Annotated in this window: 18 protein-coding genes and 1 pseudogene; 6 read left to right on the top strand and 13 right to left on the bottom strand. The window is 71.3% G+C overall.

From position 1 onward, the window contains the following. The 6 genes and pseudogenes from B2P18_RS01955 to B2P18_RS01930 all read right to left on the bottom strand — a co-directional run. Window positions 1–431, bottom strand: a pseudogene (locus B2P18_RS01955) (amino acid ABC transporter permease); the annotation flags it as partial. Window positions 432–434: 3 nt separating this feature from the next. Then, a complete protein-coding gene (locus B2P18_RS01950; RefSeq protein ID WP_286955643.1) occupies window positions 435–1,361 on the bottom strand; it encodes an ABC transporter substrate-binding protein in 927 nt (308 codons plus the stop codon). Between the two features lie 149 nt (window positions 1,362–1,510). After that, entirely contained in the window at window positions 1,511–2,101 is a 591-nt protein-coding gene (locus tag B2P18_RS01945; RefSeq protein ID WP_029212799.1) for a DUF2017 domain-containing protein, read from the bottom strand. Beyond that, window positions 2,102–2,392, bottom strand: coding sequence for an ATP-dependent Clp protease adapter ClpS (clpS, locus tag B2P18_RS01940; RefSeq protein ID WP_019287718.1), 291 nt, complete (start codon window positions 2,390–2,392; stop codon window positions 2,102–2,104). It abuts the gene before it with no gap. A 10-nt stretch (window positions 2,393–2,402) separates the two neighbouring features. Further along, window positions 2,403–2,873 (bottom strand): DUF779 domain-containing protein, encoded by a 471-nt coding sequence (locus B2P18_RS01935; protein ID WP_286955642.1) that lies wholly within the window; start codon window positions 2,871–2,873, stop codon window positions 2,403–2,405. 2 nt (window positions 2,874–2,875) lie between these two features. After that, window positions 2,876–4,399, bottom strand: a complete 1,524-nt coding sequence (locus tag B2P18_RS01930; protein WP_286955641.1) for an aldehyde dehydrogenase family protein — start codon at window positions 4,397–4,399, stop codon at window positions 2,876–2,878. Between the two features lie 164 nt (window positions 4,400–4,563). Between B2P18_RS01930 and B2P18_RS01925 the strand changes: the two genes are divergently transcribed. Both B2P18_RS01925 and B2P18_RS01920 read left to right on the top strand, forming a co-directional pair. Further along, window positions 4,564–5,886, top strand: a complete 1,323-nt coding sequence (locus B2P18_RS01925; protein WP_376783730.1) for a nicotinate phosphoribosyltransferase — start codon at window positions 4,564–4,566, stop codon at window positions 5,884–5,886. A gap of 3 nt (window positions 5,887–5,889) precedes the next feature. Continuing rightward, window positions 5,890–6,546: an isochorismatase family protein gene (locus tag B2P18_RS01920; RefSeq protein ID WP_286955639.1), complete on the top strand. Its 657-nt coding sequence runs from the start codon at window positions 5,890–5,892 to the stop codon at window positions 6,544–6,546. A gap of 115 nt (window positions 6,547–6,661) precedes the next feature. Here the strand turns inward: B2P18_RS01920 and B2P18_RS01915 are convergent, their stop codons facing one another. After that, on the bottom strand, window positions 6,662–7,573 hold the full coding sequence (locus B2P18_RS01915; protein WP_286955637.1) for an RDD family protein: 912 nt from the start codon (window positions 7,571–7,573) through the stop codon (window positions 6,662–6,664). A 106-nt stretch (window positions 7,574–7,679) separates the two neighbouring features. On the opposite strand from B2P18_RS01915, the gene B2P18_RS01910 reads away from it, so the two are divergent. From B2P18_RS01910 to B2P18_RS01900, 3 genes are all read left to right on the top strand, one after another. Then, window positions 7,680–9,413, top strand: coding sequence for an ABC transporter ATP-binding protein (locus tag B2P18_RS01910; RefSeq protein ID WP_286955636.1), 1,734 nt, complete (start codon window positions 7,680–7,682; stop codon window positions 9,411–9,413). Beyond that, window positions 9,410–11,422 (top strand): ABC transporter ATP-binding protein, encoded by a 2,013-nt coding sequence (locus tag B2P18_RS01905; protein ID WP_286955635.1) that lies wholly within the window; start codon window positions 9,410–9,412, stop codon window positions 11,420–11,422. Before B2P18_RS01910 ends, B2P18_RS01905 begins: the two co-directional genes overlap by 4 nt. Before the next feature lie 193 nt (window positions 11,423–11,615). Continuing rightward, a complete protein-coding gene (locus tag B2P18_RS01900) occupies window positions 11,616–12,494 on the top strand; it encodes an LLM class flavin-dependent oxidoreductase (RefSeq protein ID WP_286955634.1) in 879 nt (292 codons plus the stop codon). A 196-nt stretch (window positions 12,495–12,690) separates the two neighbouring features. Here the strand turns inward: B2P18_RS01900 and hppD are convergent, their stop codons facing one another. After that, window positions 12,691–13,899, bottom strand: coding sequence for a 4-hydroxyphenylpyruvate dioxygenase (hppD, locus tag B2P18_RS01895; RefSeq protein WP_286955633.1), 1,209 nt, complete (start codon window positions 13,897–13,899; stop codon window positions 12,691–12,693). A 110-nt stretch (window positions 13,900–14,009) separates the two neighbouring features. On the opposite strand from hppD, the gene B2P18_RS01890 reads away from it, so the two are divergent. Continuing rightward, window positions 14,010–14,477, top strand: coding sequence for an Lrp/AsnC family transcriptional regulator (locus tag B2P18_RS01890; protein WP_313535775.1), 468 nt, complete (start codon window positions 14,010–14,012; stop codon window positions 14,475–14,477). A gap of 53 nt (window positions 14,478–14,530) precedes the next feature. On the opposite strand, the gene B2P18_RS01885 is transcribed toward B2P18_RS01890, so the two are convergent. The 5 genes from B2P18_RS01885 to B2P18_RS01865 all read right to left on the bottom strand — a co-directional run. After that, entirely contained in the window at window positions 14,531–16,285 is a 1,755-nt protein-coding gene (locus B2P18_RS01885; RefSeq protein WP_286955631.1) for a DEAD/DEAH box helicase, read from the bottom strand. Between the two features lie 127 nt (window positions 16,286–16,412). Next, window positions 16,413–16,601 (bottom strand): hypothetical protein, encoded by a 189-nt coding sequence (locus tag B2P18_RS01880; RefSeq protein WP_019287706.1) that lies wholly within the window; start codon window positions 16,599–16,601, stop codon window positions 16,413–16,415. A gap of 112 nt (window positions 16,602–16,713) precedes the next feature. After that, window positions 16,714–17,019: a DUF3039 domain-containing protein gene (locus B2P18_RS01875; RefSeq protein ID WP_019287705.1), complete on the bottom strand. Its 306-nt coding sequence runs from the start codon at window positions 17,017–17,019 to the stop codon at window positions 16,714–16,716. Window positions 17,020–17,041: 22 nt separating this feature from the next. Then, complete coding sequence (locus B2P18_RS01870; RefSeq protein ID WP_286955630.1) at window positions 17,042–17,602, bottom strand: YqgE/AlgH family protein; 561 nt, start codon at window positions 17,600–17,602, stop codon at window positions 17,042–17,044. Between the two features lie 106 nt (window positions 17,603–17,708). Continuing rightward, window positions 17,709–19,233, bottom strand: a 1,525-nt coding sequence (locus B2P18_RS01865) for a DEAD/DEAH box helicase (RefSeq protein ID WP_286955629.1), incomplete at its 5' end; no start/stop codon positions are given.

Here is a 19,233-nt window from a genome sequence, read left to right as displayed (position 1 = left end):
GTCAGCTCGGGGTAGAGGTAGCCGACCCCGGTACCCAGCATGACCAGCAGGACGAGCCGCGGGATGGAGCGGAAGAACCACGTGTAGGCCGCGGCCGTGAACGTCAGGACCGGGTTGGCCGACAGGCGCATCACGGCGAGGATCACGCCGAGCGTGACGCCGATGACCATCGCACCGAGGGTGCCAAGGATGGTGCCCATCAGCAGGCCGTTGAGCACGGGCTTGTAGTTCATGACCTTGACCATGAACGCCAGGTCCCAGCGCTCGTTGGTGAGGAAGGAGCTCACCATCATGGCCAGGAGGACGAGGATGACGGCGACGGCGACCCAGCGCCAGGGGTGCCGGACGGGCCGGGCGTCGATGGCGCCCGGCCGGTCCGTCGTGCTGACCGGCTGTCCCTGCTGGGGTGACCTCGAGACGGAATCAGCCATGGATCAGGGGTTCACCGGGAACGCGGTGACGGCGCCGTCGGCGTTGTTCCACTTCTCGAGGACCTTCTTGTAGTCCCCGGACTTCTCCATCGCGGCGAACGCCCCACCGATGGCCTCGGCCAGGGCCTGCTGGTCCTTGGGGACGACGATGCCGTACGGCGCGGAGTCGTAGAGCTCGCCGACCTTCTCCAGCTGACCGTTGGTCTGCTTGACGGCGTAGTTGGTGATCGGGGAGTCGGCGGCCATGGCGTCGACCTTGCCCGAGGACAGGTCGGCGGTGACCTTGGACTGCTCGGTCTCGACGATCTGGGTGATGGCCGGCTGGCCAGCGTCGGTGCACTTCTTGGAGCGGGCCGTCAGGTCGTCGATCTGGACGGTGCCCTTCTGGACACCCACCTTGAGGCCGCACGCCTTGGCCGGGTCGACCTGCTTGGGGTTGCCCTTCTTGACCGCCCACAGGGTGCCGGCGTTGAAGTACTGCACCATGTTGACCTTCTGCTTGCGGTCGGCGTTGATCGTGAAGGACGAGACGCCGACGTCGAACTTGCCGGAGGTGACCCCCAGGATGATCGACGGGAACTCGGCGTTCTGGAACTCCGCCTTGAGACCGAGCTTCTGCGCCGCGGCGGTGAAGAGGTCGACGTCCATGCCGGTGACGGTCTTGCCGTCGTCGCCGATGAACTCGTTGGGGGCGTAGGACGCGTCCGAGCCGACCTTGAGGACGCCGGCCTGCTTGATCTTGGCGGGCACCTTGTCGGCGAGGGCCTGGTCGACGGCCTGGCTGGCGGCGGCGGTGGCCGATCCGGCGGCGCTGGAGGCCTTGGCGCCTCCGGACTCCAGCGAGTCCGACCCGCAGGCGGCGAGGGACAGGGACGAGGCGACCGCCAGGGCGGCGACGACCACCGAGGCTCGAGCGGGACGGATGGGCACGGGGCTACCTCCATAGGCATGAGTAAGCGGTGTGTGAACCATGCCACGCATGATCATGCCGGACAACGGATCGAGCCACGGACGGATGCGCTGCGCCCGAATCGTGACGTGAGCGGTCGGTGAGGTGCGGCGAGCGGCAGCCGCGCTGCTCAGCGGACCAACGCCTCTGCCAACGTCTCCTGGATCCAGGTCAGGAAGTCGTAGAGCGCGGCGGTCTGCACGTGCGGGTGGTCCTCGCCGTACTGCTCGACCAGCTCCTCGAGGGCCTCGGCGTCCTCGTCGGTCCGCAGCCCGAGCCGCTCCCCCAGCACCAGCCGCACGTCCGTGAGCGCGACGGTCAGCTGGCCGGCCTGCGCCGTCGTCAGCGTCAGGACCTCGGGGTCGGTGGCGTGCTCGAGCAGGGACACCGCGGCGTCGATGGTCGCGACCTTGCGCTGGCGCAGGCCCATCTCGGTGAGCCGGCGGAACTCCTGCGCCTCCTCCTCGGCCTGCTGCCCCTCGTCGCGGCGCGCGTCGGGGAACAGCCGCCGCAGCGCCGGGTCGGCCTGGCGCCGCGGTGGCTCGGCCGACAGGCCCGCCATGGCGTCGGTCAGCGGGTCGCCCGTGGGGTCGGGGATCGCCGGACCCATGCCCCGGATCAGGCGCCCCACCTGGACCAGCAGGCTGGCGACGAGCTCCCGCTCGTCCTCGTCGAGGTGCCCGACGATGCGGTCGCCGTGGCGTCGGAAGGCCTGCGCCATCTACTCGTCCTTCTGGTAGGTCGCCCACAGGCCGTAGCCCTGCAGCGCCTCGGTGTCGCGCTCCATCTCGTCGCGCGTGCCCGAGCTGACGACGGCGCGCCCCTCGAGGTGCACGCCGAGCATGAGCTTCTCGGCCTTGGCCCGGTCGTAGCCGAAGTACTCCTGGAAGACATAGGTCACGTAGGACATGAGGTTGACCGGGTCGTTCCAGACGAGGGTCACCCAGGGCACGTCGGGGCTGATGAGCTCGTCCGACTGCGGCAGGTCGAGCTCGACGGGGGCGACGGACATGGTCGCCAGTCTAGGCAGAGTCCTCCGGCAGGGCAGCGGCCCGCTCCTCCTCGGTCAGCAGCCGCGAGCGGGTCAGGAAGCGCAGGCCCTCGGGCGACTCCAGCGAGAAGCCGCCACCCCGTCCGGGGACGGCGTCGATCGTGAGGTGGGTGTGGGCCCACGACGCGTGCTGCGCCCGCGAGATCCAGACGGGTATGCCGGGAAGCCCCGGAGCCACGAGCCGTCCGAGCAGCACGTCGGCGTCACCGGTCAGGAACTCCCCCTCGGGGTAGCACATCGGGGAGCTGCCGTCGCAGCACCCGCCGGACTGGTGGAACATCACGGGGCCGTTGCGGTCCACGAGCCGGCGCAGCAGCTCCGCGGCGGCCTCGGTGAGCCCGACCCGCGACGGCGCCGGCTGCGGGATCTCGGCATACGACCGCTCCTGCGGAGCCGGGCACACCGCTGGGGTGACCGGCTTCGCGGGCTGGTGATCGCTCATCTCTAGTAGAACCCGAGCTTGTCGGGGCTGTAGGAGACCAGGAGGTTCTTGGTCTGCTGGTAGTGGTCGAGCATCATCTTGTGGTTCTCGCGGCCGATGCCGGACTGCTTGTAGCCGCCGAACGCGGCGTGCGCGGGGTACTGGTGGTAGCAGTTGGTCCAGACGCGGCCCGCCTGGATCGCCCGCCCCATCGTGTAGGCGCGCTGCATCTGCCGGGTCCACACGCCGGCGCCGAGGCCGTAGAGCGTGTCGTTGGCGGTCGCGAGCGCCTCGGCGTCGTCCTCGAAGGAGGTCAGCGCCACGACCGGCCCGAAGATCTCCTCCTGGAAGATCCGCATGTCGTTGCGGCCCTCGAAGATCGTGGGCTGGATGTAGAACCCGCCCGCGAGATCGCCCTCCAGCTCGGCCTTCTCGCCGCCGGTGAGGACCTTGGCGCCCTCCTCGCGACCGATCGCGAGATAGCTCGTGATCTTTTCGAACTGGTCGTTGGAGGCCTGGGCGCCCATCATCGTGTCGGTGTCCAGGGGGTTGGCCTGGACGATCGCCTCGACGCGCTTGATGGCGTCGGCGACGAAGCCGTCGTAGATCGAGCGCTGCACCAGCGCCCGCGACGGGCACGTGCAGACCTCGCCCTGGTTGAGCGCGAACATGACGAAGCCCTCGAGCGCCTTGTCGTAGAACGCGTCCTGCTGCTCGGCGACGTCCGCGAAGAAGATGTTGGGGCTCTTGCCGCCGAGCTCCAGGGTGACCGGGATGATGTTCTGGCTGGCGTACTGCATGATCAGGCGGCCGGTCGTCGTCTCGCCGGTGAACGCGATCTTGGCGATGCGGGGGGACGACGCGAGGGGCTTGCCCGCCTCGACGCCGAAGCCGTTGACGATGTTGAGGACGCCCTCGGGGATCAGGTCGCCGATGATCTCGACGAGCTTGAGGATCGACCAGGGGGTCTGCTCGGCGGGCTTGAGGACGATCGCGTTGCCGGCGGCCAGGGCGGGGGCGAGCTTCCACACCGCCATGAGGATCGGGAAGTTCCACGGGATGATCTGCCCGACCACGCCGAGCGGCTCGTGGAAGTGGTAGGCCACCGTCATCTCGTCGATCTGGCTGATCCCGCCCTCCTGGGCGCGCAGCGCCCCGGCGAAGTAGCGGAAGTGGTCGATCGCGAGCGGGATGTCGGCGTTGAGCGTCTCGCGGACGGCCTTGCCGTTGTCCCACGTCTCGATGACCGCGATCTGCTCGAGGTGCTCCTCCATGCGGTCGGCGATCTTGAGCAGGACGTTCGCCCGGTCGGCGACGGAGGTGCGGCCCCACGCGGGGGCGGCCCGGTGCGCGGCGTCCAGGGCGGCGTCGATGTCCTCGGCCGTGCCGCGCGCGATGCTGGTGAAGACCTGGCCGGTCACCGGCGTCGGGTTGTCGAAGTACTCGCCCTTGACCGGGTCGGTCCAGCGACCCCCGATCCAGTGGCCGTAGCGCTCCTTGATCTCGATCGGTGACTCGCTGCTGCCGGGCTGGGGATAGACGCTCATCGGTGCTCCCATCGTCGTTGGTGGGTCGTCGGCCGCCGCGGGTGGGCGTGACCGGGATCACCACGCTACGTCAGTCCGGGCCGCGCGCGACCAGGATCACCCGGGTGACGGTGGGCGGGCGGCATACGGGCTCTGCCTCCCCGCAGGGGTAGGGGGCGGTTAGAGTGCCTCGCGTGACTCGCAACGTGGCCAGCACGGCCCTCCTCACCGATCACTACGAGCTGACGATGGTGCAGGCCGCCCTACACTCGGGCGCTGCCCACCGCGACTGCGTCTTCGAGGTGTTCGCGCGGCGGCTGCCCGACGGGCGTCGCTACGGGGTCGTCGCCGGGACCGGTCGGGTGGTCGAGGCCATCCGCGACTTCCGCTTCGGCGAGGAGGAGATCGCCCTCCTGCGCGAGCACCAGGTCGTGGACGAGACGACGCTGGACTACCTCGCCTCCTATCGCTTCACCGGCGACGTCTGGGGCTACGCCGAGGGCGAGGTCTACTTCCCCAGCTCGCCGCTGCTGGTCGTCGAGGGGACCTTCGCCGAGGCCTGCATCCTCGAGACGCTGGTCCTGTCGATCATGAACCACGACTCGGCCATCGCCGGGGCCGGGTCGCGGATGGTCACGGCCGCCGAGGAGCGCCCGCTCATCGAGATGGGCTCGCGGCGCACCCACGAGGAGGCGGCGGTGGCGGCGGCCCGCGCGGCCTACATCGTGGGCTTCGGCAAGACCTCCAACCTCGAGGCCGGACGTCGCTTCGGGGTGCCGACGGCCGGGACCTCCGCGCACTCGTTCACGCTGCTGCACGACACGGAGAGCCGGGCCTTCCAGGCCCAGCTGGAGTCCCTCGGCAAGGGCACCACGCTGCTGGTCGACACGTATGACGTCCGCGCCGCCGTGGCCGAGGCCGTCCGGCTCGCGGGGCCCGAGCTCGGCGGCGTGCGCCTCGACTCCGGGGACCTCGTCGCGCAGGCCCGCGAGGTGCGCCACCAGCTGGACGAGCTGGGCGCCACCAAGACCCGCATCACCGTGACGTCGGACCTCGACGAGTACGCCATCGCGGCGCTGGCCGCCGCCCCCGTCGACGGCTACGGGGTCGGGACCTCGCTGGTCACCGGCTCGGGCGCGCCGACCGCGGGCATGGTCTACAAGCTCGTCGCCCGCAAGGACGACGACGGCACGTGGGTCTCGGTGGCCAAGGCCTCCGCGTCCAAGACGTCGGTGGGTGGCCGCAAGTACGCCCTGCGCCGGCTCGACGAGCGCGGCGCGGCGCAGGCCGAGGTCATCGGCATCGGCGAGCACCCGGTGGGCGACGACAACGACCGCGAGCTGCTCGTGCAGCTGGTCCGCAGTGGCGAGATCGTCGGCGACCTGTCGCTCGAGGCCGCGCGGGCCCGGCACGAGGCGTCCGTGGCCGAGCTGCCGGCGCGGGCGCGACGCCTGTCGCGCGGCGAGCCGGCGATCCCCACCCAGTTCGTCGACGACGTGGAGGACTGACCGGTGGCGGGCGAGGCCGGGGGCGAGGCCGGGGGCGAGCGGCGGGCGCTGCTGGTCGTGGACGTGCAGGGCGACTTCTGCGAGGGCGGGTCGCTGGCCGTGGCCGGCGGGGCTGCGGTGGCGCGGGACGTCGCGTCGCTGGTGCGCTCGCGCGCTGCCTCGGGCGCGGGCTCGGACAGCGGCTCGGACGGGGACCGGTATGCCGCTGTCGTGGCCACCCAGGACTGGCACGAGGACCCCGGCGGCCACTGGGCGCACGAGCCGGACTACGTCGACACGTGGCCCGTGCACTGCGCCGCCGGGACGCCGGGCGCCGACTTCCACGAGGGGCTGCGCCCTGCCCTGGACCAGGTCGACGTGATCGTGCGCAAGGGCCGGCGGTCGGCCGCCTACTCGGGCTTCGAGGGGCTGACGGCCGAGGGTGAGCCGCTCGCGGGCTGGCTCGCGTCGCACGGGATCACGGCCGTGGACTGCGTGGGCATCGCGACCGACCACTGCGTGCGGGCCACCGCCCTGGACGCGGTCGCGGCGGGGCTGTCCACCCGCGTGCTCCTGCATCTCACGGCAGGTGTCGCGCCGGACACGACCGAGCGCGCGCTGGGCGAGCTGCGTGCGGCGGGAGTTGAGCTGGTCGGCGCCCCGCGCCTCGGACCGGCCTGAGGCCACGCACCCCACCCGACACCCGCACCGAGGCCGTCTCACCCTGCAGCACGAGACAGGCGCGCCACCCCGAGACGTGGTCCGGGGCATCCGGGCGTCCGCGGTGTGGATCGCCTCAGCGGCGGCGGGGCGGCAGCGGGCCGCGCACTACGCAGGTCTTGCCGACCTTGTCGTGGATCGCCTGGTGCAGCGGCCGGTCGGCCAGCGGCCAGAGGCCGTCGACCAGCATCCAGACCATGCCGATGGCGCCCGGCAGGACATCGCCCAGCCTCTTCACGATCGTGCGCAGGGCGATCTGGCCGGCGGGCGCGGGGGCGGCGGCGTCGATGCTGCGAACGCTGATCCCCGTGACCAGGCGCCCGAGGGTGCGGCCCCACCGGCTCAGGCAGACGACCTCGTAGAGCACGGCGGCGGCGAACATCGCCCCCGCGACCTGCAGCTGCAGGGCCGCGCCCGGCATCGGGGTCTCCGGCAGCGTCGAGCTCCCGGCCGCCGCGGCCGCCATCGCCGCGTCCCACCAGGACTGCACCTGCGGGATCCAGTCGCGCATGAGGTATGCCGTGAGCGGCAGCATCACGAGCAGGACGAGAAGCCCGTCGAGGATCCAGGCGAAGAACCGTCGCCACCACCCGCTGAGGGGCTGCCCGTCCGGCGTGGTGTCCTGCGCCGGCTGGGCGTAGGCGCCGGGGTAGGGAGCCTGCTGGTGCTGGCGGGGGGCCTGCTCGGTGCCGCCGCCCCCGAGGCCGCCGGGCGGGGCGACATACGGGCTCTGCCCCGGACGACCGTCGCTCTGGTGGCTGGGCTGGCTGGGCTGGCTGTGCTGACCGGACTGGGCTTGACGGGCCTGCTGCTCACGCTGACGCTCGCGCAGGTGGAAGTCCTCGACGTGCGCGCCCTCGCCGATCTGGGACCGGGCGACCTGCGGCGCCACCTTCGGCGCCCGGTGGTCGCTCCACGAGACTCCGTCGAAGTATCGGAGGTAGGTGGGGTCCTGGGGATCGTCGTACCACCCTGATGGCTGGGTCATGCCCCTAGCCTGCCACGCCGACCTGCGGCCGACGGACGACGGCAGGCCGACGAGGCCGGCGGCAACCCGATGGGGGTATGTCGGTGCCGAGGACTACCCTGTCCCCGTGCTGTCAGCCATCCTGCGCCGTCACCTCGCGCGCCACCGCGGACCCCTCGTCCTGGTCCTGATCTTCCAGACCGTGCAGGTGCTGGCCAACCTCTACCTCCCCACGCTCAACGCCGACGTCATCGACCGCGGCATCGCGCAGGGGGACACCGGCTATGTCGTGCGCACGGGCGGCTGGATGCTGGCGATCACGGTCGTGCAGATCCTCGCCAACCTGGTCGCGATCTACTACGGCGCGCGCACCGCGATGCGCTTCGGTCGCGACCTGCGGGCCGAGATCTTCAGCACCGTCGAGGAGTTCGCCGCCGAGGAGCTCGGCAGGTTCGGCGCGCCGTCGCTGATCACCCGCACCACCAACGACGTCCAGCAGATCCAGATGCTCGTGTTCATGACGCTCGTGATGATGGTGTCCGCACCCATCACCGCCGTCGGCGGGGTCGTCATGGCGCTGCGCCACGACGTCGCGCTGTCGGGCCTGCTGCTGGTCGTCGTGCCCGTCCTCGTCGGCTGCCTCGGGCTGATCATCGTGCGGTTGCACCCGTTGTTCCGCCGCATGCAGGTGCAGGTCGACGGCGTCAACCAGATCCTGCGCGAGCAGATCACGGGTGTGCGGGTCATCCGGGCGTTCGTCAAGGACCCGGCCGAGCAGGAGCGGTTCGCGGTCGCCAACGACGAGCTGCGCGACGTCGCGGTCATGGCGGGCCGGCTCATGACCTCGATGTTCCCCCTGATAATGCTCATCATGAACGTCTCGACCGTCGCGGTCATCTGGTTCGGCGGGCTGCGGGTCGACAGCGGCGACATGCAGGTCGGGGACCTCGTGGCGATGATGACCTATCTCATGCAGATCCTCATGTCGGTGCTGATGGCGTCGATGATGTTCATGGTCCTGCCCCGGGCGCAGGTGTCCGCCGAGCGCATCAGCGAGGTGCTCTCGACGCAGCCCACCGTGCGGGCGCCCGCCGAGCCGGTGCGACCGGTCGAGCGACGCGGGGTCGTGGAGCTGCGCGGGGTCAGCTTCACCTTTCCCGGTGCCGACGACCCCGTCCTGCGCGACATCGACCTGGTGGCCCGCCCCGGTCGCACGACCGCGATCATCGGGTCGACGGGGTCCGGCAAGACGACGCTGGTCAACCTGATCCCCCGGCTCATGGACGCCACGGCCGGCCAGGTGCTGATCGACGGCGTCGACGTGCGCGACCTCGACCTCGACGCCCTGTGGGAGTGCTTCGGTCTGGTGCCGCAACGTCCCTACCTGTTCACCGGCACGGTCGCCAGCAACCTGCGCCTGGGCCGCGAGGACGCCACCGAGGACGAGCTGCGGGCTGCGCTGGAGATCGCGCAGGCGCGGGAGTTCGTCGAGGCGATGGAGGGTGGCCTCGACGCCCCCATCACCCAGGGCGGCACCAATGTCTCTGGCGGCCAGCGGCAGCGCCTGGCCATCGCCCGCGCGGTCGTGCGGCGGCCTCTGGTCTACCTTTTCGACGACTCCTTCTCCGCGCTGGACTACGCGACGGACGCCGCCCTACGGGCAGCCCTGCGGCCCACCACCCGCGAGTCGACGGTGGTCGTGGTCGCCCAGCGGGTCAACACGATCCGGGACGCCGACGAGATAATCGTGCTCGACGAGGGCGCGGTCGTCGGCCGCGGTCGCCACGGCGAGCTCATGCAGACCTGCGAGACCTATCGCGAGATCGTGCTGTCCCAGCTGAGCGAGGAGGAGGCCGCATGAGCTCGTCCACGCAGGAGCGTCGCACCTCGCCCGCTCGCGGCCCGATGGCCATGGGCGCACCCGTGGCCAAGCCCGACGACTTCCGCGCCTCCGCACGGCGGCTCCTGCGCGACCTCACCGCGCACCGGGGCCACATCCTCGTCATCACCGTCCTCGGCGTGATCGGCGTGGCGTTCTCGGTGGTCGGGCCCAAGGTCCTCGGCCGGGCGACCGACCTCGTGTTCGCCGGCGCGATCGGGCAGCACCTGCCGGCCGGCGCCACCCGTGAGCAGCTTGTCGAGGGGCTTCGCGCACGCGGCGACTCGCGCATGGCGGACCTGCTGTCCGGCATGCCCGACCTCGTCCCCGGCTCGGGGGTCGACACCGGCGCCGTGGCGCAGGTGCTCGCGTGGGCGCTCGGGCTCTACGTCCTGTCCTCCGTGTTCACCTGGGTGCAGGTGTGGCTGACCACCACCGTCGTGCAGCGCACCGTCCACCGGATGCGCCACGACGTCGAGCACAAGCTCGAGCGGCTCCCGGTGCGCTACTTCGACACCGAGTCCCGCGGCGACATCCTGTCCCGCGCCACCAACGACGTCGACAACGTCGCCCAGTCGCTGCAGCAGACCATGACCCAGCTGCTCAACAGCGCCCTGACGGTCCTCGGCGTGATCGTCATGATGCTGACCATCTCGCCGCTGCTGACGATCGTCGCCGTCGTGAGCATCCCCGTCATGGCCGTGATCACCATGGCCATCGCCAAGCGCTCCCAGCCGCAGTTCCGCGAGCAGTGGGCGGCCACCGGGCGCCTCAACGGGCACGTCGAGGAGATGTACTCCGGGCAGCTGCTGGTCAAGGTCTTCGGTCAGCGTGCCGGTGCCCAGCGCACGTTCGCCGAGCACAACGACGCCCTCTACGAGGCGGCCTTCAAGGCTCAGTTCGTCTCCGGCATCATCCAGCCGGCCATGTGGTTCGTGTCCAACCTCAACTTCGTGCTCGTCGCCGTGATCGGCGGCGTGCGCGTGGCCTCGGGCTCCTTGTCCATCGGCGGGGTGCAGGCGTTCATCCAGTACTCCCGGCAGTTCAGCCAGCCGCTCGGCCAGCTCGCCGCCATGGCCAACATGCTCCAGTCGGGCGTCGCCTCGGCCGAGCGCGTCTACTCGCTGCTCGACGCCGAGGAGGAGTCCCCGGACGTGCCCTCGCGCACCGTGACGGCGACCGTGGGCGACGACGTCGCGGGCGGAGGCCGGGCAGACGGCTCGGCTGAGCGCACCGTCGTCGGTCGGGTGGCGTTCGAGGACGTCTCCTTCTCCTACTCCCCCGACACCCCGCTCATCGAGCACCTCGACCTGGTCGCCGAGCCGGGGCAGACCATCGCCATCGTCGGCCCCACCGGTGCCGGCAAGACGACCCTGGCCAACCTCCTGCTGCGCTACTACGACGTCGACGGCGGCCGGATCACGCTGGACCGCACCGACATCCGCGACCTGCCCCGCGGCGAGCTGCGGTCGGCGTTCGGGGTGGTGCTGCAGGACACCTGGCTGTTCACCGGCAGCATCCGCGACAACATCGCGTATGGCGCCGCCCGCCCCACCGAGGACGCCGTCGTCTCGGCGGCCGCCGCGGCCCACGCCGACCACTTCATCCGGACGCTGCCCGACGGCTACGACACGGTGCTGGACGACGACGGCTCGTCGTTGTCGGCGGGCCAGCGTCAGCTGCTCACCATCGCCCGCGCGTTCCTGGCCGACCCGTCGATCCTGATCCTGGACGAAGCCACCAGCTCGGTCGACACCCGCACCGAGGCCCTCGTCCAGGAGGCGATGGACCGGCTCCGCCGCGACCGCACGAGCTTCGTCATCGCCCACCGCCTCTCGACCATCCGTCACGCCGACCGGATCGTCGTCATGGAGCACGGCGCGATCGTCGAGCAGGGATCGCACGACCAGCTCCTCGCCTCGGGTGGCGCCTACGCCCGGCTCTACCAGGCGCAGTTCTCCGGGGCCGTCACCGAGGAACCGTCCGTCTGAGGAGCCGCCGGTCCGAGGAACCGTCGGCCTGAGGAGCCGCCGGTCCGAGGAACCGTCCGCCTGAGGAGCCGCCGGTCCGAGGAACCGTCCGCCTGAGGAGCCACAGGCTCGACGAGCGGGGCGTCCAACGAACGTCGGTCCAAGGGTCGCTGACGTGTTGCCCGGGTGGCCAGCGCGTGGGTGAATGGCGACCATGGCGACCCACCAGCACGAGCCGCACCTCGACCAGCCCGTCCGGCGACCCGACGTCGGCCTGATCGCACCTCCGGGCCTGCCCCCCGAGCGCATCCTCGAGGTGGCACGCGCTGCCGAGACCGCGGGGCTGGACGACCTGTGGCTGTGGGAGGACTGCTTCGCGAGCAGCGGCGTCGCACCTGCCGCTGCGGTCCTGGGGGCGACCCAGCGCCTGCGGGTCGGCATCGGGATCCTGCCGGCGCCCCTGCGGGCCCCGTCGCTCACCGCGATGGAGATCGCGACGCTGGCGCGGATGTTTCCCCATCGGTTCCGCCCTGGCCTCGGCCACGGCGTCCTGGACTGGATGGGCCAGGCCGGAGTCCGTGTCCCCTCCCCCCTCACGCTGCTGCGCGAGCACCTGGAGGCAGTGCGTGACCTGCTGGCCGGCGAGCGCGTCACGCGGAACGGCCGCTACGTGCATCTCGAGGACGTGCAGCTGCGCTGGCCGCCGCCCGTCGAGCCCGAGCTGTTCGTGGGCGCACGGGGACCCAAGACCCTGGCCCTGGCCGGCGAGCTCGCCGACGGGGTGATCCTGGACGACGCCGCCCCGGAGGGACGGGTCGATGCGAGCCGCGTCGTCGAGGCCCTGGCGACGGTGCGGGAGGCTCGGGAGCGGGCGGGACGGACCGGGGACCCGCACGTCGTGGCCTTCCTGCCGGTGCCGGACGGCACCTCCGCCGCAGACCTCGGCGCCAGGATCACGGCCCTGGGCGAGGCCGGAGCGACCGTCGTGGCCGCCTTCGCCACGGATCCCGCCGGACCACCGGCCGGAGACGAGCGGGTCCTGGCCCTGGCCGAGCTCCTCCGCGCGACCCGCTCCCCGGCTCCCCCACGTTGAGAAGCGCTCGCCCGCGTTGAGAGGCGCGCCCCCCGCGTTGAGAGGCGACAGATGGGGGTTCTCGCAGCCCCATGACCCCCATCTGTCGCCTCTCAACGACCCAACTCGCCCACTCACGCCGGCGGAGGCGGCCAGACCTGCACGCACGCCGCCCGCCGTCTCGGTCGAGGCGGCGGGCGGGCGGCATACGGGATGGTCAGAGGTTGCCGCGCAGCTCCTGCTCGCGCTCGATGGCGGTGAACAGCGCCTGGAAGTTGCCCTTGCCGAAGCCCAGCGATCCGTGGCGCTCGATCAGCTCGAAGAACACCGTCGGCCGGTCGCCGAGCGGGCGGGTGAAGATCTGCAGGAGGTAGCCGTCCTCGTCGCGGTCGACCAGGATGCCGCGACGCTGCAGCTCCTCGATCGGGACGCGGACCTGGCCGATGCGCTCGCGCAGCTCGGGGTCCTCGTAGTACGAGTCGGGGGTCGACAGGAACTCGACGCCGTTGGCGAGCAGCTCGTCGTAGGTGCGGAGGATGTCGTTGGTCGCGAGCGCGAGGTGCTGGGCGCCGGGGCCGCCGTAGAAGTCGAGGTACTCGTCGATCTGCGAGCGCTTCTTGCCGATCGCCGGCTCGTTGAGGGGGAACTTCACGCGGTGGTTGCCGTTGGCGACGACCTTGGACATGAGGGCGGAGTAGTCGGTGGCGATGTCGTCACCGATGAACTCGGCCATGTTCACGAAACCCATGACCTTGTTGTAGAAGCCGACCCACTCGTCCATCTTGCCGAGCTCGACGTTGCCGACGATGTGGTCCAGCGCCTGGAAGAGTCGCTTGGGGGCCCCGTCGCGCTTCTGGTAGGTCGAGGTGCGCTCGACGTAGCCGGGCCAGTACGGACCGGAGTAGCGGGAGCGGTCGACGAGGGTGTGACGGGTCTCGCCGTAGGTGGCGATCGACGCGAAGCGCAGCGTGCCGTGCTCGTCCGTGACGTCCTGCGGCTCGTCGATGACGGTCGCACCCATCCGGCGGGCCTGGGCCACGCAGCGGTCCACGTCCGGGACCTCGAGGGCGATGTCGACGACGCCGTCGCCGTGCTTGGCGTGGTGCTCGATCAGCGGGCTGGCCGGGCTGACGGCACCCTTGATGACGAAACGGATCGAGCCCGATCGCAGGACGAAGGACTTGTGGTCGCGGTTGCCGTGCTCCGGCCCGGAGTAGGCCTCCAGCGTCATGCCCCAGGCGGACTGGTAGTAGTGCGCGGTCTGGGTGGCGTTGCCCACCACGAAGACGATGGCGTCCCACCCGGTGACGGGGAAGGGATCGCTCGCCTCGTCGTACTCGACGAGGCCGACCAGCTGCTTGAGCTGGTTGAGGTCCAGGTCGGCGTCCCGCTCTTGCGGCGTCAGGTCCAAGGTGGTGTCGGTCATGAGGCCCAACTGTGAGGGCCGCCGGGCACCCGGGCAAGCATGTCCTTCCCACCTGGTCAAAGTGGTCAGGAATGATGCCGTCCGCCAGGAACGGGTGGACAATGTGTCCCATGGCCATCGACGACCTGGACCGCAGGCTCATCCACGCCTTCACCCGGGACCCGCACATCGGGGTGCTCGGCGCGTCGAGGGAGCTCGGCGTCGCGCGCGGCACCGTCCAGGCCCGGCTGGACCGCCTGCAGCGGCGGGGCGTCATCGCGTCCTTCGAGCCGCACGTCGACCCGGCCGCGCTGGGCTACCCCGTGATGGCCTTCGCCACGCTCGAGATCCGCCAGGACCACGGGCACGAGCGCGTCGTGCAGCACCTCGAGCAGATCCCCGAGGTGCTCGAGGCCCACACGATCACCGGGTCGGGTGACATCTGGATCCGCATCGTCGGCCGGGACAACGCCGACCTGCAGCGCGTGATCGACGACGTGGTGGCGGGCGGTTCCGTCATACGGACCTCGACGGTGATCTCCCTGGCCACCCGGCTGGCGCACCGGACCACTCCCCTGGTCGACGCCGCGGTCCAGTGACCTAGCGAGCCCGACGGCCTGGCGAGCCCGACGACCTGGTGGCGGTCGACGACCTAGCGGCGGCCGACGAACCAGTTGCGGATCTTGTCGATGCGCTCGGTGACCTGGGCGCCGGACGCCTGGTCCAGCGCCGGACCCCCGCAGACCTGCCGCAGCTCGGAGTGCACGATGGCGTGCTTCGTCCCCGTCTTGCGGGCATAGGCCGAGACCAGCTTGTTGAGCTCCTTGCGCTGGGCCTGCAGGGCGCGGTGCGCCGAGACCTCCTCGTGTCGCTCCTTGGCGCGGGCGTTGGGCTTCTGCCGGTCCTGGCGCTCTCGCAGCAGGTGCGCCATCTGGTCGGGCTCGAGCAGACCGGGGAGCCCGAGATAGCCCTCCTCCTCCTCCGAGCCCACGTCCGCCACGAGACCGAACTGCTGGGCGTCGAACAGGACGTGGTCGAACTCCGCGTCCGACTCCAGCGCCTCGAACTTCAGGTCGAGCTCGTCACTGGCCTGCTCGGACCGGTTGGCCTCCTCGAGGAGCCCGTCCTCCTCGGACCAGAGCGGCTCCTCCTCACCGGGTTTTTTGGGCCGGTCGAGCGCGTGGTCCCGCTCGTCCTCCAGGCGGGCGGCGTGCTCGAGCAGCACCGGCACGGACGGGAGGAACACCGAGGCCACCTCTCCGCGCTTACGGGCGCGCACGAACCGCCCCACCGCCTGCGCGAAGAACAGGGGCGTCGACGTCGAGGTCGCGTAGACCCCGACCGCCAGGCGGGGCACGTCCACCCCCTCGGAGACCATCCGGACCGCGACCAGCCAACGATCGGTGGACTGGGAGTAGGTCTCGATGCGCTGGGAGGCCCCGGCGTCGTCGGACAGGACGACCGTGGGCTTCTCCCCCGTGATCTCGTGCAGGATCCTGGCGTAGGCTCGGGCATTGGTCTGGTTGGTCGCGATCACCAGGCCGCCGGCGTCCGGCACGTGCCGGCGCACCTCGGTGAGGCGCTTGTCGGCGGCGCGCAGCACGGACGGGATCCACTCCCCCGTGGGAGACAGCGCGGTCCGCCACGCGTGCGCCGTGAGGTCCTTGGTGAGCGGCTCGCCCAGCCGGGCGGCGAGCTCGTCGCCGGCGCGGGTCCGCCAACGCATCGCGCCCCCGTAGGCCATGAACAGCACCGGCCGCACCACGCCGTCGCGCAGCGCCTCGGCGTAGCCGTAGGAGTAGTCCGAGGCCGACCGACGGATGCCGTCCGGACCCTCCTCGTACCGCACGAACGGGATGGGGCTCGTGTCGGAGCGGAAGGGCGTGCCGGTGAGCGCCAGCCGCCGCGCCGCGGGCTCGAAGGCCTCACGGATCGCGTCCCCCCAGGACTTGGTGTCGCCGCCGTGGTGGATCTCGTCGAGGATCACGAGGGTCGGGGCGGCCTCCGTGCGGGCCCGGTGCAGCAGCGGCTTGGACGCCACCTGCGCGTAGGTCAGCGCCACGCCGTCGAAGGCCTTGTTGTGCGTCCCCGCGGCGTTGGTGAAGGTCGGGTCGAGCTGGATACCGACGCGTGCGGCGGCGTCCGCCCACTGCACCTTGAGGTGCTCGGTCGGGGCGACGACGGTGACGCGGCGCACCACCCCGCGTCGGAGCAGCTCGGTCGCGACCCGGAGCGCGTATGTCGTCTTGCCGGCCCCAGGCGTGGCCACCGCCAGGAAGTCGCGGGGACGTTCGGTGAGGTAGGCCTCGAGGGCCTCGGCCTGCCAGGCACGCAGCTTGCCAGCCGTCCCCCATGCTGCACGCTCGGGAAAGGCTGGGGACAGGTGTTCGGCAGCAGAGGTACTCATCGCGTCCTGCAGGGTAGACGTTTTCGCCGGGCAACATGCCGGGCGACGGGTGCTTGACAGCCGTGGGAGGCACGAGATCGGCCCGCCACCCCGGTTCGGGGGTGGCGGGCCGACGAGGTCGTGGTGGTCAGCCCAGCTTGAGCGTGACGCGGTCGGCCGAGCCGACCGTGGTGGCGCCGGAGGGCGCGGAGCCGATCTTGATGGTGTCGGCCGGCTGCGAGCCGAGCTTGAGGGTGACGGCGTTGGCGGAGCCCCCGGCGAGGGTGGCGACGGCAGCGACGGTGATGACGGCAGCGGTGCGGGCGAGGTTACGCATGGTGGTTTCCCTTCGACGACGGCAGGGCGCCCCGTGACACCCCGCAACCAGAGTAGCGCCTTGCGTGAGCAAATATCACTAGCAGTGATCTAAACCCGTCAAAAGGATGAAATCACTCGCCGCCGTCCTGCGGCTTGCGCAACCCGTCGTAGATCTCCTGGCAGATCGGGCACACCGGGAACTTCTTGGGATCGCGCCCGGGGACCCAGATCTTGCCGCACAGCGCGATGACCGGCTCCCCCGTCATCGCGCTCTCCAGGATCTTCTCCTTGCGCACGTAGTGGGCGAAGCGCTCGCGGTCGCCCGGCTCCTGCAGCTGCTCCTCGACCTCCTCGCGCTCCAGCACGGCGGTCTGCGTCGAGGGTCCGCCCGGCTCCGCGAACGGGTCCGGCGGCATGTCGGGGTATCCCTGGCTCATGCGGGACATCCTAGGCCGAGGCTCAGTTGTAGTCCTCGTCGTCCGGGTAGAGGCCGACGAAGGCCAGCCGCCCCGGCTGCCGCCGCAGGACCCGGCGCCACAGGGTGCCCGGCTCGTCGCTGAACACGTCGCCGGGGAGGCGGTCCACGACGTACCACGAGCCGTTGCGGATCTCGCCCTCGAGCTGGCCGGCGACCCATCCGGCATACCCGGCAAAGATCCGGACGCCGGTCAGGTGCGGCATGACCTGGTCGGCAGGCGTGTCGAGGTCGACGACCCCCACGCCGGGAAAGAGCTGCTGGACCCCGTCGACGTCGAGGGCCGGGTCGATGACCCCGACCACGCCGAGGGCCGAGTCGAGCTGCACGGGGCCGCCCTGAAAGAGCACCTGGGGCTCGCGGACGTGCTCCTGCCAGCCGTCCAGGACCGTGTCGATGGTCGCGTCGACCGGCTTGTTGAGCACGACGGCCTGCGCGCCCTCGTCGCCGTGGTGCAGCACGAGCATGACGCACCGCTCGAACACCCCCTCCCCCAGCCCAGGGGTGGCGACGAGCAGTCGTCCGGTCAGGTCCTCGGTGCGCACCGTCCCATTGTGCCCGCCAGGACCGGCCGTATGCCGCAGCGGGCGCCACCCCTCGTGAGGGTGACGCCCGCTGCCGGTGTCAGGCGCTGGGCCTGGGAGCGTGCGCTCAGCCGTCGTAGCGACGGGCCGAGCGGTCACGGCCACCACGGTCGTCACGACCGCCGCGGGCATCGCGACCGCCGCGGTCCCCGCGGTCGTCGCGGCCACGGAACGAGCGCTCGTTGCGACGACCGTGCGGCTGGTAGCGCGCGCCGCCACGGCTGTGGCCGCGCTGCGGACGGGGCTCACCCTCGACGAGGCGGCGGTAGCGACCCTCCTCGATGGCCTCCCCGGACGGGGTGCGGGCACCCACGCCGTCGTAGAGCAGCGGGTCGCCGGGGGCCGTGCGGATCGGCTTGACGTCGACGCCGGCCTGCTCGACGAGGCGCTCCATCTGGCGACGCTGGTGCGGGAGCGCCAGGGTCACGACGGTGCCGCGCTCGCCGGCGCGCGCGGTACGGCCGGAGCGGTGCAGGTAGTCCTTGTGGTCGGCCGGGGGGTCGACCTGCAGGACCACGGAGACGTCGTCGACGTGGATGCCGCGGGCCGCGACGTCGGTGGCGACGAGGACGGGCAGCGTGCCCTCCTTGAAGCCGGTGAGCACGCGGTTGCGCTGCACCTGCGAGAGGCCACCGTGCAGGGCCGCAGCGAAGACGCCCTGCTCGCGCAGCTGCAGGGCGACGCGGTCGGCGCCCAGCTTGGTGCGCACGAAGACCACGGTGCGGCCGGTGCGGTTGGCGACCTCGGCCGTGATGACCTTCTTGTGCATCGGGTCGATGAGCAGGACGTGGTGGTCCATGGTCTCGACCGAGGCGGTCTCGGGGTCGGTCTCGTGGGTCACGGGGTCGGTGAGGTAGCGCTCGACCACCGTGTCGATCCCGCGGTCCAGCGTCGCGGAGAACAGCAGTCGCTGACCGCCGGCCGGGACCAGGTCGAGGATCTCGCTGATCGCCTCCAGGAAGCCCATCTCGGCCATGTGGTCGGCCTCGTCGAGGACAGCCACCTCGACCTGGGACAGGTCGGCCGCGCCGCGGTCGATGAGGTCCTTGAGGCGTCCCGGGGTCGCGACGAGGACGTCGAGGCCCTTCTCCAGCGCCATGATCTGCGGCGGGTAGGGCATGCCGCCCGCGACGAGCTTGTGGCGCAGGCCCATCACGTGGACCAGCGGCTGCAGCGCGTCGCTGACCTGCTGGGCCAGCTCGCGGGTCGGCACGAGGATCACCGAGCGGACGACGCCCGGCTTGGCCTTGCCACCGGCCGCGAGGGTCGCGATGAGCGGCAGACCGAAGCCCAGCGTCTTGCCCGAGCCGGTCTGGCCGCGGCCGAGGACGTCGCGCCCGGCGAGGGCGTCGGGGATGGTCGCCTGCTGGATCGGGAACGGCGTGGTGATGCCGTCGCGAGCCAGGCGCTCGACGAGCGGGGCCGGCAGACCGAGGGCGGCGAAGCCGTTGTCGGTGTCCACCGTGACGGGCGCAGCCTCGGCCGGCACGTCGACGGACAGGCCCATGGCCTCGCGCTCCTCGCGGTCGGTCCAGGTGCGGCTGCGGTCGTCGCGCTCGAAGCGACGGGGGCCGCGGTCGTCACGGTTGAAA

This window comes from Arsenicicoccus sp. UBA2120 (assembly GCF_002330965.1).
Lineage (GTDB): Bacteria > Actinomycetota > Actinomycetes > Actinomycetales > Dermatophilaceae > Arsenicicoccus > Arsenicicoccus bolidensis.
This window is presented reverse-complemented; position numbering and strand designations above follow the sequence as displayed.

What these genes read in the sequence shown, in the direction of transcription:
- B2P18_RS01900 (WP_286955634.1), top strand. Translation starts at nt 11,616, where the DNA reads ATGGCGACCCACCAGCACGAGCCGCACCTCGACCAGCCCGTCCGGCGA.
- hppD (WP_286955633.1), bottom strand. Translation starts at nt 13,899, where the DNA reads ATGACCGACACCACCTTGGACCTGACGCCGCAAGAGCGGGACGCCGAC.
- clpS (WP_019287718.1), bottom strand. Translation starts at nt 2,392, where the DNA reads ATGTCCGTCGCCCCCGTCGAGCTCGACCTGCCGCAGTCGGACGAGCTC.
- B2P18_RS01880 (WP_019287706.1), bottom strand. Translation starts at nt 16,601, where the DNA reads ATGCGTAACCTCGCCCGCACCGCTGCCGTCATCACCGTCGCTGCCGTC.
- B2P18_RS01930 (WP_286955641.1), bottom strand. Translation starts at nt 4,399, where the DNA reads ATGAGCGTCTATCCCCAGCCCGGCAGCAGCGAGTCACCGATCGAGATC.
- B2P18_RS01935 (WP_286955642.1), bottom strand. Translation starts at nt 2,873, where the DNA reads ATGAGCGATCACCAGCCCGCGAAGCCGGTCACCCCAGCGGTGTGCCCG.
- B2P18_RS01945 (WP_029212799.1), bottom strand. Translation starts at nt 2,101, where the DNA reads ATGGCGCAGGCCTTCCGACGCCACGGCGACCGCATCGTCGGGCACCTC.
- B2P18_RS01875 (WP_019287705.1), bottom strand. Translation starts at nt 17,019, where the DNA reads ATGAGCCAGGGATACCCCGACATGCCGCCGGACCCGTTCGCGGAGCCG.
- B2P18_RS01905 (WP_286955635.1), top strand. Translation starts at nt 9,410, where the DNA reads ATGAGCTCGTCCACGCAGGAGCGTCGCACCTCGCCCGCTCGCGGCCCG.
- B2P18_RS01890 (WP_313535775.1), top strand. Translation starts at nt 14,010, where the DNA reads ATGGCCATCGACGACCTGGACCGCAGGCTCATCCACGCCTTCACCCGG.
- B2P18_RS01885 (WP_286955631.1), bottom strand. Translation starts at nt 16,285, where the DNA reads ATGAGTACCTCTGCTGCCGAACACCTGTCCCCAGCCTTTCCCGAGCGT.
- B2P18_RS01915 (WP_286955637.1), bottom strand. Translation starts at nt 7,573, where the DNA reads ATGACCCAGCCATCAGGGTGGTACGACGATCCCCAGGACCCCACCTAC.